Source organism: Actinoplanes sp. NPDC026623, from assembly GCF_040638275.1.
GTDB lineage: Bacteria > Actinomycetota > Actinomycetes > Mycobacteriales > Micromonosporaceae > Actinoplanes.
On sequence record NZ_JBEZXZ010000005.1, the window covers coordinates 48,803 to 64,998 of the forward strand.

A 16,196-nucleotide genomic window follows, 5' to 3' on the forward strand; every position below is an offset into this window, starting at 1 on the left:
CGCAGGCATGGTCACCGGCGGCTACAGTGCCCGGCATGGCCGATAAGGGCTGGACAGCGCAGGTAGCAACCGCGGCCGGGGTGGCCGCGGGAACGGGCGCCGCCCAACTGGGCCTGGGCTACGGGCTCGGCGTGGTCGTCTGGCCCGCCGTCGCGACCGCCGACGACAGTGTCTGGCTGGGCTGCCTCGGCTGGGCAACGTGGATCGCGGCGAACGCGACGGTCTTCGGCGCGGTCATCGCCGGCCGGCTCGGGCGCACCGCGGGCGGGCCCTGGCGCCTGGCGCTGGCGGCCTCGGCGGCGGTCGGTGCCCTGCTGACGGTCGCGCTGATCGCGCTCCCGGCCCGTTCGGTCGTACGCGTGGACACCTACTCACCCCAGACCATCGCGGCCGGATACGCGACCATCGGCGTGCTGCTGGGCCTGTTCATCGCGTACTGGGCGGTCGTATCCAGGCCGGTGGCGGCGAACCTGATCGCCACGGCGGCGTGGCTCTGGGCGCTGGCCGTGGCGGCGGTCGTGGTTTCGGTCTTCTGGCACCGGCCGTCGGCGACGTACCTGTCCAGCTGGCAGTTCGCCGCACCTGACTCACTCGACGGCATGTTCGGCACCATCTACTGGCCGAGCGCCCTGCTGACCCTGCTCGCGGCCTTGATCATCGGCGTGATCGGCGCCGTGCCCGCGGTCCGGCGCGGCGACCTCGGCGTCGGCGCGGCCTCCTCGGGCGCGGTGGGCCCGCTGCTGGTCGCGGCGGCCTTCTTCGTCCTGGCACCGCAGTTGAGGGGCGAGCTGGGACCGCTGGCATCGGCGTACCTGATCGCGCCCTACGGGGTGCTCGCCGGCCTGGGCGGCTCGGCGCTGACGGTCGCCATCGGCCGGGGCCGCGCGGATCGGCGGGCCCGGACGCCGGGGCCGACCGGACCACGCGCGATCGGCTCGGGCACCGACGGATCCGCCGCGGCGAAGCCCGTTCCGGCGGGCGCCGGCGCCGTGCCCGCGCCCCGGCCCGCGGGCCGACCGGGGCCGAAGACGGCGGCCACCCCGGCGCCGTCGGCCGAGCGTGAGCGGCCCTCGCTGCTGGGCCGGCTGCGTCGCAGCAGCGCGGCCCGCGACGGCGCCGGCGACCGGCCCGGCGTGGTGACGGGACGGGCCAAGGCGCCCGCCCCGGCAAACGGGACGCCGGCCGGACAGGACAAGCCCGCCGAGGCTCCGGCCGCCGGCCGCACGAAGCGCGGGCGGGCCGGGTCCGGCAAGCCGGCGCCCGCTCCGGCAACACCCAGCGTGACCAAGCCACCATCACCGCGGGGAAAGGCGCCGGCCGCCCGGCCGGCCGGCGAACCGGGCGTCCGCTCGACCGTCGCGCCGCCGCCCGCCGCGCCACAGGTCGCGATGATCAACCCGCCTCGATCGGGTGAATCTCCGTCCGGGCCGGCCAAGCGGGCCTCCGGCGGCCCGAAACCGGGCACCAAATCAACGCCCGGCCCGGCGAATGACGTCAGTTCCGATAAAACGCCCCCGGGCGGCAAGACCCCCGCGAAGCCCACCAAGTCCACCCCGGACAACTCGGCGCCCGGGGACGGCCCGACGGCCCGGAAGGCCGCCACGAAGCCGGCGCCCGGCGGCGCGGCCGGAAATTCGGCGCCCACCGGAGCCGTCGGCGGCGGCCAGGCCTCGCCCCTGACGAGTCCACTGTGGGTCGATGACGCCGCGGCACCGGCCGCGGGGGAATCCAAGAGGCGTGGCCTTCGCCGCTTCGGGCGACGCGCGGGCGACTAGAACGGCGCCGAAGAAACCGCGTTCCGGCGCTAATCGACCGGCCAGGTATGGACGGGGCAATTCGTCTTCTGGAGTGAGCTGTATCGAAGCAGCATGTCGTGCAGCGCGGCGTCCCGCGACAACCCGCGGGAATGCTCGGCGGACCAGACCGCCGACGCCTGCCACGTCGCGCCGTTGCGGCCGCTGACGCACCGGCCCTCGATGATCCCCAGCAGCCGGTCCCGCTGCACCGAGTCGACTCCGAGACGGTCGAGGCCGGCGTAGGCCTTCGGCAGCAGCACATCCAGCACCAGATCGGTAACCGAGATCTCGCCCGAGTGCGGCCAGACCACGGTCGCCTCGATGCCCCGCCGGGCGCCGGCGTGGAAGTTGTCCTCGGCCGTGGCGAACGGCAGGCGGGTCCAGATCGGGTCCTCCTCCGCGGCCAGCTCCCAGGCCATCCCGAAGTAGAACGCCGCGTTGGCGAGCATGTCGATCACCGTCGGCCCGGCCGGCATCACCCGGTTCTCCACCCGCAGGTGCGGCCGCCCGTTCATCACGTCGTACACCGGCCGGTTCCAGCGGTAGACGGTGCCGTTGTGCAGCCGCAACTCTCCGAGGATCGGCACACCACCGGCCTCGAGGACCCCCACCGGGTCCTCGTCGTCGATGATCGGCAACAGCGGCGGGAAGTACCTGACGTTCTCCTCGAAGAGGTCCAACACCGAGTCGATCCAGCGCTCGCCGAACCACACCCGCGGGCGTACCCCCTGCGCCTTGAGCTCGTCCGGCCTGGTGTCGGTGGCCTGCTCGAACAGGGCGATCCGGGTCTCGGCCCACAACTGCCGGCCGTGCAGGTACGGCGAGTTCGCACCCACCGCCACCTGAATGCCGGCCACCGCCTGCGAGGCGTTCCAGTACGCCGCGAACCTGTCCCGCGGCACCCGCAGGTGGAACTGCACGCTGGTGCACGCGGCCTCGGGCGCGATCGAGTCGTTCGACGTCTGCAGGCGCTCGACCCCGCGGATGTCGACGCTGAACTGCTCGCCCCGGGCGCCGACGATCTGGTCGTTCAGCGCCCGGTATCGCTCGTTCGCCGAGAGGTTCGCCAGCACCAGGTGATCCGGCTGCAGGGTGGGCAGGCTGCCGATGAGCACGATCGTGCTGTCCGACTTCCGGGCCCGGTCCTCGGCGCGGGCGAGGCTGTCGACGATGTCGCGCTCGTAGTCGGCGAACCCGTTTCCGCTGATCAGCCGGGGTCTCGCGTTCAGCTCGAGGTTGAACTGCCCCAGTTCCGTCTGAAATCTCGGGTCGGCCAGGTTGGCCAGGATCTCCGCATTGCACATGGCGGGTTCGGCGTCGCCGTCCATCAGGTTGAGCTCGATCTCGAGACCCGTGGTCGGGCTCTCCGTGTCGAAGGCGAAGTCGTCGAGCATGAGCGCCAGCACGTCGAGGCAGCGGCGCACCTTTCGCCGATAGCGGACCCGATCGTCCTGGGCGCTGACGACCACTGAGAGGTCCTTACCCATCGTTCCTCCTGCCACATTCGCGTGATGTTCTCACGGTATGTGGGGCCGGTAACTGTGACCAGGGACGAAACGGACACAGATGAGCTGTGGGTGAGCACGCGGAAGCGCAGGGTCTACCTTCGCATCCCTCGGTCGATGTCGCTACCGGCTGCACAGAGATAGCAAAAGCGCCGCCCGAATGGACGGCGCTCCTGCGAAATCGGTGGGGTCAGGCCTGGCGGATGGCCTCGCCCTCGATCTCGATCTTGACCTTCTTGCCGATCATGACGCCGCCGGACTCCAGGGCCATGTTGTAGGTCAGGCCCCAGTCCTCACGGTCGATCTCGGTGGTCGCGCTGAAACCGAAGACCGACTGACCGTACGGGCTGGTGGCCGCGCCCTCGAACTCGACGACCAGTTCGACGGGGTTGGTCACGCCCTTGATGGTGAGCTCGCCGTCGAGGATGAACTCGGCACCGTCGTGCGACTTGATGCCGGTGCTGCGGAATTCCATGGTCGGGTACTTCTCCGCCTCGAAGAAGTCGCCCGTGCGCAGGTGGTTGTCGCGGTCGGCCTGGCCGGTCCGCACGCTCGCGGTGGCGATCGAGGCGGTCACGGAGGTCTGCAGCGGGTCCTCACCGATCGTGATGGTGGCGGTAGCCTCGGCGAAGTCGCCGCGCACCTTGCTCACCATGAGGTGACGCACGACGAAGCCGACCCGCTTGTGCGAGGCGTCAAGCTCGTAGACGCCGGCGGCCGGGATCTGAAGACCCTCGAACTCGCGAGTGCTGACGACGGAGTCGGTCATGACAGGTTCCCCTCAACGGTTGATGCCCAAGTTGTTGTCTGACGTAGCAACTATATGCCCGGCAATATTCCCCGTGTCAAGTGTTGGTGATAACATGGCCGATGTGGGCAACGTTTTTGATGACCCCCGGTTCACTGCCGTCGGCCTCTTCGCCGAGGCGTACACGGGCCTGACCAATCGCTTCGCCGCGCAATTCGATCAGCACCGGGTCTCTCCGGTCGAGTTCGAGGTGCTGATGCGCCTCGCCCGCTCGCCGCAGAACCGCCTGCGCATGACCGATCTCGCCGGCCAGACCTCCCTGTCCACCAGCGGTGTGACCAGGGTCGTCGATCGCATGGAACGCAGCGGCCTGATTCGCCGCGACGCATGTCCCAGCGACCGCCGCAGCTCCTACGCGGTCATCACCGACGCCGGGATCGGCCGGCTCGAGGAGATCCTCCCCGGACATCTCGAGCTGGTGCAGCAGTGGTTCATCGGCCAGCTCGAGCCCGAGCAGCTCGATCACATGCTGGAGTCCCTGCGGACCATCCGCGACGCGGTCAACCCGTGCGCGACGGCGGGCAGCACCGGCGAGGACCACCACGACCCGGCCGCCGGGACCGCCACGCCGGCCCGCTGACGCCCGGCGGGACACAACCGGCAGAAGTACCGGCAGAACCGCCGCACAGCCGGGTCGAAACCCGCCCATCTCCGCAAATCGCCACGCCACCCCCGCTAGGGTGATCTCCGCAAGGGGGACGCGGCGCGGCCGAGGCCGAGGCGGGGCGAACGGGGGAGTTTTCGTTCTCGCCGCGTTACCGGGGCGTTGTGACGACCGGCGTGTGGGGGCTACGAAAAGCGCCGGTCGTCCACGCCACCGCCCGGCACTCACTCGCTCGACTCGACCTGACGGGTCAGCTCCGGGCCGAGCAGTTCCCGCTCGCCGGGCATCAGCGTGATCCCGCCCGGGCGGCAGAGCTCCCGGAGCCGCCCCACCGCCTCCCGCCGATGGTCGGGATCCGGGGTGCTCAGCACCAGCCCGACCAGCGCCTCGACCGTGTCCCGCGGATCATGTGCGCCGTCGTACGCCGCCGCGGCCGCCGCGAAGAACTCCGCCGCCCGCCGCCGCTCGCCGCGGCGCAGCGCGATCGCTGCCTCGACGATCGCCGCCGGCCCGTCGGCGGCTTCCGCGGTCTCCGGCGCGCGCAGCTCGGCGAGCACCGCGGCCGCCTCCTCGACCCGGCCGCCGCCGGCCAGCGCCAGCCCGACCGTGGCAAGCACCCGGCGCCGGTGTCCCGGGTCGCCGACGTCCTCGAGCTCGGCGATCGCGTCCCGGCCCAGCCGCGCCGCCTCGTCGAACCGCCCGTCCAGTCGCTCGACCTCGGCGAGGTTCGCCGCCGCCACGGCCCGCAGCCGGTGCTCGCCGCAGCGGCTGGCCAGCCGGTCCACCTCGGCGAGCCGGACGCGCGCCCCGGCCAGGTCACCCTCGCGGATCTCGTGCCAGGTCAGGTTGTTCGCCGCCACCGCCATGTCGCGGACCCGGTTGCTCCCGCGAGCCAGCGTGAGCGCCGCGACACCGTGCTGCCGGGCCCGGTCGTAGCCGCGGATCGTCATCCACAGCGCGGCGAGCTGGGTGTGCGCGGTGAGCTGCCCCGGCACGTCGCCGAGGGCCGAGAAGTCGGCGAGGGCCGCCTCGGCCGAGCCGATCTCCTCGGCGCCGGACCCGTGCTCGAGCGCCAGTTGGGCGAGCCCGACCTTGGCCCAGGCCCGGACGGCCAGATCCGCGTCGGCCGTACGCGGGTCCGCCAGCAGCCGCCGCAGCCACTGTCGCCCCGTGACGTCCCGGCCGCGGAACCGCCACCACCGCGGCAGCACGGCCGCGATGCGCAGGGCGATGTGCGGCTGTTCCTGTGCCGCGAAGGTGAGCGCGGCGCCCAGGTCGCCGGCGACGTCGTCGAGCCGGGCGGCCGCCTCGGCCAGCCGCGCGCCGTTCAACTCCGGCGCTATCGCCTGCACCAGGTCGGCCATGACCTCGGCGTGCCGGCGGCGGGCGGCCTGCAGGTCCCCGACCGCGGCGGCTCGTTCGAGCGCGTAGTCGCCGACGACGTCAAGCAGGCGGAACCGCAGCGCCCGGGCGCCGCGGGCGCTGAGCAGGCCCAGCTCCAGCAGCCGGTCCAGCAGGTGGACGGCGTCGGTGGACCGGCCGTCCTCGATGACGGCCTCGGCCAGCTCCAGCGACCAGCGATTCCGGAAGGTGGCGAGCCGGTGCAGGGCGCGCTGCTCGTCGGCCGGGAGCAGCCGGTAGCTGGCCGCGACCGCGTCACGCACCGAGACGACGCCGCCCGGGGCGGGACGCCCGGACAGGTCGAGCACCCGGTCGCCGTACCGGTCGAGTATCTCGGCGACGGTGAGCACCCGGCCGCGGGCGGCGGCCAGTTCGAGCGCGATGGGCAGGCCGCCGAGCCGGCGCACCAGCGCGACCAGCGGCGCCACCTCGTCCGGCTCGATCGGCGCACCGCGCACCCTGGCCAGGCGATCGAGAAAGAGGGCGACGGCCGGGTAGCCGGCCACGTCGGCGAGCGCCGGCCCCGTCTCGGCGGGCGGCACGACCAGCGGGGAGACCGGCCAGACCCGCTCGGTCGGCAGGCCGACCGGATGCCGGCCGGTGGCCAGGAAGCGCAGCGTCGGGTGCTGGCGGAGCAGCCGGGTCAGCGCCTCCGCCACCGCGTCCGACGCTCGCTCGACCGCGTCGACCAGAAGCAACGCGGAGCGGCCGGCGAAGCGCGGTACCAGGTCGTCCGGCCGGCCGACGCCGAACACCGCGGCGACACCGCCCAGCACCTCGCCGGACGTCGAGCCGTCGGTGACGACGATCCCGGCCACGCCGCCCGGGTGCGCCGGCGCGACCCGGTGCGCGACGGTCAGCGCCAGGCTGGTCTTGCCCACGCCGGCCAGGCCGACGAGGGTGATGCCGCGCGGCCCGTCGTCCCGCGGCTGGGAGAGCCGGGCCAGCAGCTCGGCGACGTCGCCGTCGCGGCCGATCAGGTCGGCGGCCGGCGGCAGGCGCACGAATCGCGGCTCGGCCGGCGCGCCGGAGGACTGACCGCGCGCGGCGGCGAGGAACGCCAGCCGGTCCGCACCGGCGAGGCCGAGCGCGGCGGCGAGCAGCTCCACCGTGGTGCGCTGCGGCCGGGACGCTCGTCCGCGCTCGAGGTCGCGCACCGTGCGGACGCCGACCCCGGCGCGGGCGGCCAGCTCGTCCTGAGTCAGCTTCGCCCGCAGCCGGTCGCTGCGCAGCACGGCGTCGAATCCCGGACCACCCTGGTCCGCCCCGTGATCGGACGTCATGCCTCGAACCTAGGCACCCACGTCTATGGATGCCGACTTCAACCGGCCATTTGTCGAGTAACCGACGGTTGCACCGCCGGATTTGTCGCCGAATCCGGCCCGGCGTCCAAGATCTACAGCCCGAGGCCCCGCGCGATGATCATTCGCTGCACTTCGGACGTACCCTCACCGATCTCAAGAATCTTCGCGTCCCGGTAGAACCGGCCCACGGCAGACTCGTTCATGAAGCCGTAGCCGCCGTGCACCTGGGTCGCGTAGCGGGCGTTGTCCATGGCGGCCTCGCTCGCGTAAAGCTTGGCGAGGGCGGCCTGGTGCTTGAAGTCGTCGCCCGCGAGCATCCGCGCCGCGGCGTCGTAGTAGGCGACGCGGGCGAGGTGCGCCCGCATCTCCATGTCCGCGATCATGAACTGAACGGCCTGGTAGTTGCCGATCGGCTGGCCGAACGCCTGGCGCTCCTTGGCGTACTTGACCGACTCGTCGACGCAGCCCTGCGCCAGCCCGACCGACAGCGCGGCGATGGCGATCCGGCCCTCGTCGAGGATCCGCAGGAACTGGGCGAAGCCGCGGCCACGCTCGCCGAGCAGGTTGGCGGCCGGCACCCGGACGTCGTCGAACGCCAGCTCATGGGTGTCCGACGCGCACCAGCCGACCTTCGAGTAGCCCGGCGCCACCGTGAAGCCGGGGGTGCCCGACGGCACGATGATGGTGGAGAGCTCCTTGCCGCCGTCCGGCCGCGTGCCGGTCGCCGCCATCACCGTCACCAGGCAGGTGATGTCCGTGCCGGAGTTGGTGATGAACGCCTTCGAGCCGTTGATCACCCACTCGTTCGTCCGCTCGTCGAGGACCGCCCGGGTGGTGGTCGCGCCGGCGTCGGAGCCCGTCCCCGGCTCGGTGAGGCCGAACGCCGCGAGGGCCTCGCCGCTGGTCAGCCGGGGCAGCCACGTGGCCTTCTGCTCCGGCGTACCGAATCGGTAGATGGGCATGGCGCCCAGCGAGACGCCCGCCTCCAGGGTGATGGCCACGCTGCTGTCGACCCGGGCCAGTTCCTCCAGGGCCAGGCAGAGCGCGAAGTAGTCGCCGCCCATACCGCCGTGCTCCTCGGCGAACGGGAGCCCGAACAGGCCCATCTTGCCCATCTGCCGAATCAGGTCGTACGGGAAGGTCTTGCGCTCGTAGTGCTCGCCGATGACCGGCGCGACCTGCTCGCGGGCGAACTCCCGCACGCTGGCGACGAGCGCCTCCTGCTCCTCACTGAGCCGGAAGTCGACCATGATGCGTCCTTTCTGGACCAGAGACCTGCTATGCCGGTGTGACGCCGTGCCGGCGCCGGGAGAAGCTGCGATCCTTGCCGCGGGCGGCCGCGAAGCGAGCGATGAGCTCGCCGCGCAGGTCGGCGGGCTCGACGATGGTGTCGATCACCAGCTCGCTGGCCAGCCGCATGATGTCGATGTCGCGCTCGTATTCCGCGCGGCGCTCGGCCACGAAGGCCTCCCGCTCGTCCTCGGGCAGGGCCGCGATCTTGTTGGCGTAGACCGCGTTGACGGCTGCCTCGGCGCCCATCACCGCGATCTTGGCGGTGGGCAGCGCGATGGTCGCCTCCGGGTCGAAGCCGGGGCCGGCCATCGCGTAGAGGCCCGCGCCGTACGCCTTGCGGACCACGACGCAGATCTTCGGCACCGTGGCCTCGGAGATCGCGCTGATCATCTTGGCGCCGTGCCGGATGATGCCCTGCTTCTCCACCGCGCTGCCGACCATGAAGCCGGGCACGTCGGAGAGGAAGATCAGCGGAACGTTGAACGCGTCGCAGAGCTGGACGAAGCGGCTCGCCTTGTCGGCCGAGTCGACGAAGAGCACGCCGCCCTTGAACATCGAGTTGTTGCCGACCACGCCGACGACCTCGCCGTTCAGCCGGGCGAAGCCGACCGTCAGCTCCCGGGCCCAGAGCGCGTGGATCTCGAAGAACGAGCCCTCGTCGACGATGCCCTTCACGTAACGGCGCATGTCGAAGGCCTGGCGCTCGCTCACCGGCACCAGCGCGGCGAGGTCCACCTTGGCCGGCTCGGCGGCGACGGCGGCCGGCGGCTGCTGCGCGTAGTTGGACGGCAGGTAGGACAGGTAGGAGCGGACCACGTCGAGCGCGTCCCGCTCGGTCTTGCAGAGGAAGTGCCCGACGCCGGACTCCGCGCAGTGCACCCGCGCGCCGCCCATCGCCTCGAGCGTCGTCTTCTCCCCGGTGACCATCTCGACCATCCGGTCGGAGCCGAGATACATGCTCGCGTTGCCCTCGACCATCGCGACGACGTCGCAGAACGCGGGAATGTAGGCGCCGCCCGCGGCCGACGGCCCGAACAGGGCGCAGACCTGCGGGATCGAGCCCGAGGCCCGGACCTGGGTGTGGAAGATCTTCCCGGCGCCGCGGGGGCCCGGGAACAGGTCGACCTGGTCGGTGATCCGCGCGCCCGCGGAATCCACGAGGTAGACCATGGGCGCGCCGTTGGCGTAGGCCCGCTCGATGATCCGGATGATCTTCTCGACCGTGCGGGCGCCCCAGGAGCCCGCCTTGACGGTCGAGTCGTTCGCCATGATGCACACGTCACGCCCGTCGATCCGGGCGTTTCCGGTGATCACACCGTCGGCCGGCAGCCCCTCGGCCAGGCTGTTGGCGAAGAGCCCGTCCTCGACGAAGGAGCCGTCGTCGACGAGCAGCGCGATGCGCTCGCGGGCGAAGAGCTTGCCCTTCGCGGCATTCGCGGCGTGGTAGCGCTCGGCACCGCCGGCCGCCGCCCGCTTGCGCGCCTGCGCGAGCGCCTCTGAGTCGAATGCCACCTGGCCCCCTTAGTGCTTCCCTGAACGATCGTTAGGGTAGCGCATTCCGGTGGCTGGGGCCAGACACGCCGAACGGGAGCCCCCGCCGAAGCGGTGACTCCCGTCCGTTTGGTGCTACCGGCGCTGTGGAGGAGCGCCGGCTTGTTGCCCGACGCACGGTGGCGCCGCTCGGGTCACGCCCGGGACCGGCGTGACCCGGGCCTCTGCGAACTAGCTCACTTGTTGAGCGCGTCCATGACGTTCAGGCCGGCGACGTTCAGCCCACCCGCGTTGCTCAGGCTCTGCGCGAGGCCGTCGACGCCCTCGAGGCCGCCGGACTCGCCCTTGCCGGCCATCTTGGCGCCCTTGCGGCCCTGGTCGCCGTACTTGTCGTCGTTGTTGCCGTTGTCGCCCGCGTACTGGCCGCCGTGGTCGCCGGCGTTGTCGGGACGGTTGCCCGGACGGTGGGCCGGACGGTGACCCTTGCAGTTCTTGACCACGGTGACGCTGCAATCGGCGCTGGTGCCGATGTTGTTGGCGCACTGTGCGGTGGCGCTGCTCGCGCCGAGCAGCGAGAACGAGTTGCCGCAGATGTTGACCGGGATGTTGATCGGGGCCGCGATCTGGGTGCCGTTACCGATCCCGAAGTTGCCACCCGTGCTCTGGGTGAGCACGTCCGGGATGCCCGACTCGGTCTTGGCGGCGGACCGGGAGTGGCCCGCCGACTTCGACTCGGTCACGCGAGCCGACTCGATGTTGTTCACGCAGGCACCCTGCGCCTGGGTCAGCCCCAGGACGCTGAGCGAGTTGCCACACATGTTCACCGGGATGTTGATCGGCGTGTAGAACTGCGTGCCGTTCAGGAACCCGACGTTTCCGGCGCTGCTCTGCCCGACCACCGTGCCGTGGCCGCCGCGGCAGCCCCGGCCGCCGCCGCACTCTTCCCGGCCGCTCTCGATGTTGTTGACGCCGGTGCCGGCCGCGCTGGCGATACCCAGGAACGAGAAGCCGTTGCCGACCATGTTCACCGGCACCGAGATCGGCATGTACACCTGGGTCCCGTTGCCGATCCCGAAGTTGCCCTGCGAGACCTGCTGAACCTGGTCACCACGGTGGATCCGGCGGTGGCGGCCGCCCTCGACCTTGCCGGACTCGATGTTGTTGGCGCTCTGGGCGGCAGCGGAGCTGATGCCCAGGACGGAGTCGGCGTTGCCGGTCAGGTTCACCGGGACGGAGACCGGCGCCATCAGCTGACTGCCGTTGATCAGGCCGAGGTTGCCCACGGTGCCCTGGGAGTTGACATCGGCGTGGGCAGCGCCCGGGGCGAACAGGAGGGCACCGGCGGCCAGGACACCGACGCTGAGAGTCTTACGAACCCAAGTCTTCATGGAAAGAAGATGCCTTTCAGAATTGTCAGAGAATGGTGAGACGCGTATTCAATTGATCGGTGCTTTCGGGCGCAGCGGTGCCCTGGCGTTATTTCGACTGCCCTGACCCCGCTTGTCGACGTGCGCCCCTTACCAGTGGCGCCTTCGTGCGGTGACGTGATGAACCTGGGCCGCGGAGGTGATTCGCCGCCTGTTCGCAGGCGGTTCGGGAATCGGGCCCGTGGTGCGGGCGCACGGATCCGCTGAGATCAGTGGATCTGTAGTACGCCGGCCGGTGCCATCACTAGTCAGGTGAGACGGTCGGTGCCTCGGCGTCATGGCGCCGGACCTCGACATCTGTCGCGATCGGCAGCCGGTGGCAGGCCACCGTGCTGTCCGCGACCTTGGCCGGAAGGAAGCCCGACGAGCCACCATCCGTCGCAGATCCCGGCCCGGAAGCCGGAACGCCATTCGCTGTCCCGAGGTCGACCCGCAAAGGCGCGGGCCCGTCACCGCCGGGTGTGTCGCTGACCATCTTCGGCTCGGCCACCGTGACGGCGACCGGGTGCCGATCGGCGGCAATCGAGTGCTGCCGTGTGACGGTCGTTCCCACCGTGCTCCGCCGGTCGAGCACAGGCTCGGCCTCCGGAATCTCCTCGCCCATGACCGCCGCTGCGCCGAACGGGTCGCCGGCGGCTTCGTCGGCTCCGGTCCGGTCCACACCGGACAGGTCGGCATCCGCGCCGTGGGCGTCGTTCTCCGAACCGGAGACGTCGGCCCTGTTCGCGTGATGCCTCACCGGCGTCACCGCGGCTGCCACGTCCTTCAGGAGGTGATCCTGAGGCAGGTCGGTGATCGAGGCGAGCTTGCGGGTGTCCACCGCTTCACCGGCAAGGCGAATTGGGACGGTCAACCCCCTGACGACGCCGTCGACCCCGCCATGGGCGGAGTCCGCGCCGGTCCTGCTTCCTGTGGTCCTGTCCAGCGTGTCCGCAACCCTGTTCGGGAGCGCTACCGCGGACCCGAGAACCCGGTAGTCGGATTCCAGCGGCTTGGTGGCCGCCCTGAGGATCCCGTTGACCACCGGCTCGCTGCGGTCGTCGCCGTGCACCGCCGTACCGATGATCGACGAACCGAGGGAGAACCCCCCGGCCGACGGATCACGGTCCGCAGCGTGCGCAACGGCTCCGGTGAGCAGCCAGGCCGCGCCGGCCAGACCGCCGATGACCAGTGCCCGCAGGGTCCACCGGGAACCGGTGCGTCCTGCGCGGTGCCCGCGGCGCCGCTCCGCCCCCTGGCTGTGGGGCGGCATGAGCGCGGCGACACCAGTGGACGGAACGGACAGGAGAGGGAACGCCGTGCACGCATCGCGCTCGACCCCCGGCCCTGTCATTGGTCCCGCCCCTCGTCGTCGACTTCAGACCGGCGACCGAATATCTCTCGAATGAACGAGGCGATATTGGCCGCTCGGTATTGGTAACGAAGCGACACTGCCTGGGTCACGCAGACAATCGGGAAAAATGATCGCGTCGCGCGGCGCCGAAACCATCGGGAAAGCGGAGGAGAATCAGACCAATCGGTTACGGGGTCCGGCCCGAAGAACACCAGAGGGCAGGGTGCGCCCGAGCAGCCCTTCGGCAAGCTCGGCGACCTTGATGAGCTCTTCCAGGTCGATTCCCGTGTCAATGCCCATGTCCTCGAGCATGTGCACGACCTCCTCCGTCGCGATGTTTCCGGAGGCACCCGGCGCGTACGGACAGCCGCCGATGCCGCCGACGCTCGCGTCGAACTCGGTCACACCGAGGTCCAGAGCGGTCAGCACGTTCGCCAGCCCCGTACCCCTGGTGTTGTGGAAGTGCAGCAGATCCGGGCGCACCTCCGAGAGCAGATCACGCACCCGGCGCGGCGTCGCCATGCCCGTCGTGTCGCCGAAGGCGATGCGATCGGCGCCGTCGGCGCGGACACGCTCCACGATGGAGGCCACCCGTTTGGGGTCGATGTCTCCCTCGAACGGGCAGCCGAAGCTCGTCGCGACGATCACCTCGACCGTGGCGCCGGCCGTGTGGATCAGCGAGATCAGGCCGGTGATGTCGTCGAGCGACTCCTCGGTCGAGCGATTGAGATTGCGGCGGTTGTGTGTGTCGCTGGCCGACACCACCACCTCGATCTCCTTGAAGCCAGCCCGGATCGCCCGCTCGGCGCCACGGGTGTTGGGGATCAGCGCCGAGTAACGGACCTCGGGGTTGCGCCGGGCACGCGCCCAGACCTCGTCCGCGTCGGCCATCTGGGGTATCGCCCGCGGGTGCACGAAGGACACCGCCTCGATCCGCCGCACCCCGGTGCCGGAGAGGGCGTCGATCAACCTGACCTTGTCGTCGGTCGGGATCGGCTCCTCGTTCTGCAGTCCGTCGCGGGGGGCCACCTCGCGAATCGAGACGGTGTTCGTCATGTCAGATCACCCCTTCTTGGGCTTCGCACGCATGCGGCTGACGATGCCGGTGTCGTAGTCGCCGGAGAGGAACTCCGCATTGGCGAGCAACTCGGTGAAGAACGGCAGGTTGTTCTTGGGCCCGACGATCTCGAAGCCCTCGACCGCGGTGCGGGCCTTGGCGATCGCGTCGGCCCGGTCCGCGCCGACAATGATCAGTTTTGCCATCAGCGAGTCGTAGAACGGCGTGACGGTCGTGTCGGGTCCGTAGCCGGAGTCGACCCGGATGCCGTCGCCGGCCGGCTCGATCCAGGTCGTGACCTTGCCGGGGCCGGGCATGAACCGCTTCGGGTCCTCGGCGTTGATCCGCAGCTCGATGGCGTGACCGGTGGTGGCGTGCACCGTCGCGGTGTCGAACGTCGGCGCCTCGCCGGACGCGATCCGCAGCTGCTCCTCGACCAGGTCGATGCCGTGGATCAGCTCGGTGATCGGGTGCTCGACCTGCAGCCGGGTGTTCATCTCCAGGAAGAAGAACTCGCCGGTCGCCGGGTCGAGCAGGCACTCGACGGTGCCGGCGTTGCGGTAGCCGACGGCCTCGCCGGCCTTGACGGCCGCGGCCAGGAACCGCTCGCGCAGCTCCGGGCTCACCGCGGGCGAGGGCGCCTCCTCGACCAGCTTCTGGTTGCGGCGCTGCACCGAGCACTCGCGCTCGCTCAGGGCGATCACGCGGCCGTCGGCGAGGCCGAGGATCTGCACCTCGACGTGGCGTACCCGGGGAAAGTAGCGCTCGATCAGCACCGAGCCGTCGCCGAACATGCGCTCGGCGAACGCGCGGACCTTGTCGTACTCGGCGCGCAGGCCGTCCTCGTCGTTCGCCACGGCCATGCCCATGCCGCCACCGCCCGCGGCGGCCTTGACCATCACCGGGTAGCCGATGGTGACGGCCGCCTCGATCGCGGCCTCGACGGTCGCCGCCGGGTCGTGGGTGCCGGGCGCGACCGGAACGCCGGCCGCTGCCATCAGGTTCCGAGCATTGATCTTGTCGCCCATCGCGGTGATCGCGTCGGCGGACGGACCGACCCACACCAGGCCGTTGGCCTCGACGGTACGGGCGAAGTCGGCGTTCTCGCTGAGGAAGCCGTAGCCGGGGTGGATGGCCTGCGCCCCTGTCGACTTCGCGGCGGCCAGGATCGCCTCGGTGTTGCGGTAGCTCAGGGCCGGGTTGGCCGGGCCCACGCAGACCGCCTCGTCCGCCTCGGTGACGAACGGCATGCCCTCGTCCGCCTCGGAGTGGACCGCGATCGACCGGATCCCCAGCCGCTTGGCGGTGCGGATGATCCGGCGGGCGATCTCACCCCGGTTGGCGATGAGCAGCGACTCGATCATTTCTCTCCCCTTGTACTTCCCGGCCTCGCACTTCCCGGCCTTTGTACTTCCCGGTCGGCACGGCGGCCGGTTGCCTTGCTGTTGCGGGCGCATGCCGGTAGGCGGAAGCGGATCCGTCTCGGAGATCTCGCTGCCGTTCCGGGCCGGGTCGAGACCCGGCGGCTACCGGCCGATGAGGGCGTGCGCCGTGGCCTCGCGCAGCAGGACCGCGCGGCGGCGCCGGTCCACCTCGCCCCCGAGGAACGGTGTCGAGTTCATCAGGCCGAACGCCGAATGTGCCAGCACTCGCGCCTCGCCCGCCTCCAGCTCGGGGCGCAGCGTCGCCAGCACGCCCACCCACTCCTCGACGTAGAGGCGCTGCAGGCGGCGGATCTGCCGGCGGGGTTCCTCCGGCAGCCGGTCCAGCTCGTGCAGGTGCAGGGCGATCACGGCCGGGTTCGCCAGCGCGAACTCGACATGGAACTCGATCAGGTCGGTGAGGGCGGCATGCGCGCTCTCGGGATGCCGGCTCACCCGCTCCTTGCCGCCGTGCAGCAGGCCCTCGCTGACGGGAATGAGCGCGGCCACCAACATGGCCTCTTTGCCGGCGAAGTGGTGATACAGAGCCGGGCCGGTCACGCCGGCGGCGGAGCCGATGTCGTCCATCGAAACGCCGTGATATCCCCGGGCGGCGAAAAGGCCGACCGCGATCTCGAGGATCTCGTCCCGGCGCGAGCGCCGGCGGGGGGCCGGCGGGCCGGGACGCTGCTGCTGATCTACCGTCACCTGGCAACTCTAACCCGCTGTCAAGCCGAAGCCTTAACGGGCGTTCAG

At 71.0% G+C, this 16,196-nt stretch carries 12 protein-coding genes; 2 read left to right on the forward strand and 10 right to left on the reverse strand.

What is annotated here, in order from left to right; all coding sequences use genetic code 11:
* Positions 1-35 precede the first annotated feature (35 nt).
* On the forward strand, positions 36-1,775 hold the full coding sequence (locus tag AB0F10_RS02750; protein WP_360620078.1) for a Hansenula MRAKII killer toxin-resistant protein 1: 1,740 nt from the start codon (positions 36-38) through the stop codon (positions 1,773-1,775).
* 29 nt (positions 1,776-1,804) lie between these two features.
* Here AB0F10_RS02750 and AB0F10_RS02755 read toward each other — a convergent pair whose 3' ends face one another.
* Together AB0F10_RS02755 and AB0F10_RS02760 are read right to left on the reverse strand one after the other, a co-directional pair.
* Positions 1,805-3,283: a glutamate--cysteine ligase gene (locus tag AB0F10_RS02755; protein WP_360620079.1), complete on the reverse strand. Its 1,479-nt coding sequence runs from the start codon at positions 3,281-3,283 to the stop codon at positions 1,805-1,807.
* A gap of 208 nt (positions 3,284-3,491) precedes the next feature.
* Positions 3,492-4,070, reverse strand: a complete 579-nt coding sequence (locus AB0F10_RS02760; RefSeq protein ID WP_360620080.1) for a YceI family protein — start codon at positions 4,068-4,070, stop codon at positions 3,492-3,494.
* A gap of 94 nt (positions 4,071-4,164) precedes the next feature.
* On the opposite strand from AB0F10_RS02760, the gene AB0F10_RS02765 reads away from it, so the two are divergent.
* Positions 4,165-4,689, forward strand: a complete 525-nt coding sequence (locus AB0F10_RS02765; protein ID WP_360620124.1) for a MarR family transcriptional regulator — start codon at positions 4,165-4,167, stop codon at positions 4,687-4,689.
* Between the two features lie 248 nt (positions 4,690-4,937).
* Here AB0F10_RS02765 and AB0F10_RS02770 read toward each other — a convergent pair whose 3' ends face one another.
* The 8 genes from AB0F10_RS02770 to AB0F10_RS02805 form a co-directional block, all read right to left on the reverse strand.
* Positions 4,938-7,397, reverse strand: coding sequence for a helix-turn-helix domain-containing protein (locus AB0F10_RS02770; RefSeq protein ID WP_360620081.1), 2,460 nt, complete (start codon positions 7,395-7,397; stop codon positions 4,938-4,940).
* Between the two features lie 113 nt (positions 7,398-7,510).
* On the reverse strand, positions 7,511-8,668 hold the full coding sequence (locus AB0F10_RS02775; RefSeq protein ID WP_360620082.1) for an acyl-CoA dehydrogenase family protein: 1,158 nt from the start codon (positions 8,666-8,668) through the stop codon (positions 7,511-7,513).
* Between the two features lie 28 nt (positions 8,669-8,696).
* Positions 8,697-10,223 carry an acyl-CoA carboxylase subunit beta gene (locus AB0F10_RS02780; RefSeq protein WP_360620083.1) on the reverse strand — a complete coding sequence of 509 codons (1,527 nt, stop codon included), beginning with the start codon at positions 10,221-10,223 and terminating at the stop codon, positions 8,697-8,699.
* 215 nt (positions 10,224-10,438) lie between these two features.
* Positions 10,439-11,590: a chaplin family protein gene (locus AB0F10_RS02785; RefSeq protein ID WP_360620084.1), complete on the reverse strand. Its 1,152-nt coding sequence runs from the start codon at positions 11,588-11,590 to the stop codon at positions 10,439-10,441.
* A 283-nt stretch (positions 11,591-11,873) separates the two neighbouring features.
* Positions 11,874-12,962 (reverse strand): hypothetical protein, encoded by a 1,089-nt coding sequence (locus tag AB0F10_RS02790; RefSeq protein WP_360620085.1) that lies wholly within the window; start codon positions 12,960-12,962, stop codon positions 11,874-11,876.
* A 174-nt stretch (positions 12,963-13,136) separates the two neighbouring features.
* Positions 13,137-14,018 carry a hydroxymethylglutaryl-CoA lyase gene (locus tag AB0F10_RS02795; protein ID WP_360620086.1) on the reverse strand — a complete coding sequence of 294 codons (882 nt, stop codon included), beginning with the start codon at positions 14,016-14,018 and terminating at the stop codon, positions 13,137-13,139.
* A 6-nt stretch (positions 14,019-14,024) separates the two neighbouring features.
* Positions 14,025-15,383, reverse strand: coding sequence for a biotin carboxylase N-terminal domain-containing protein (locus tag AB0F10_RS02800; protein ID WP_360620087.1), 1,359 nt, complete (start codon positions 15,381-15,383; stop codon positions 14,025-14,027).
* Between the two features lie 162 nt (positions 15,384-15,545).
* Positions 15,546-16,148 carry a helix-turn-helix domain-containing protein gene (locus AB0F10_RS02805; protein WP_360620088.1) on the reverse strand — a complete coding sequence of 201 codons (603 nt, stop codon included), beginning with the start codon at positions 16,146-16,148 and terminating at the stop codon, positions 15,546-15,548.
* Between the last annotated feature and the right edge of the window lie 48 nt (positions 16,149-16,196).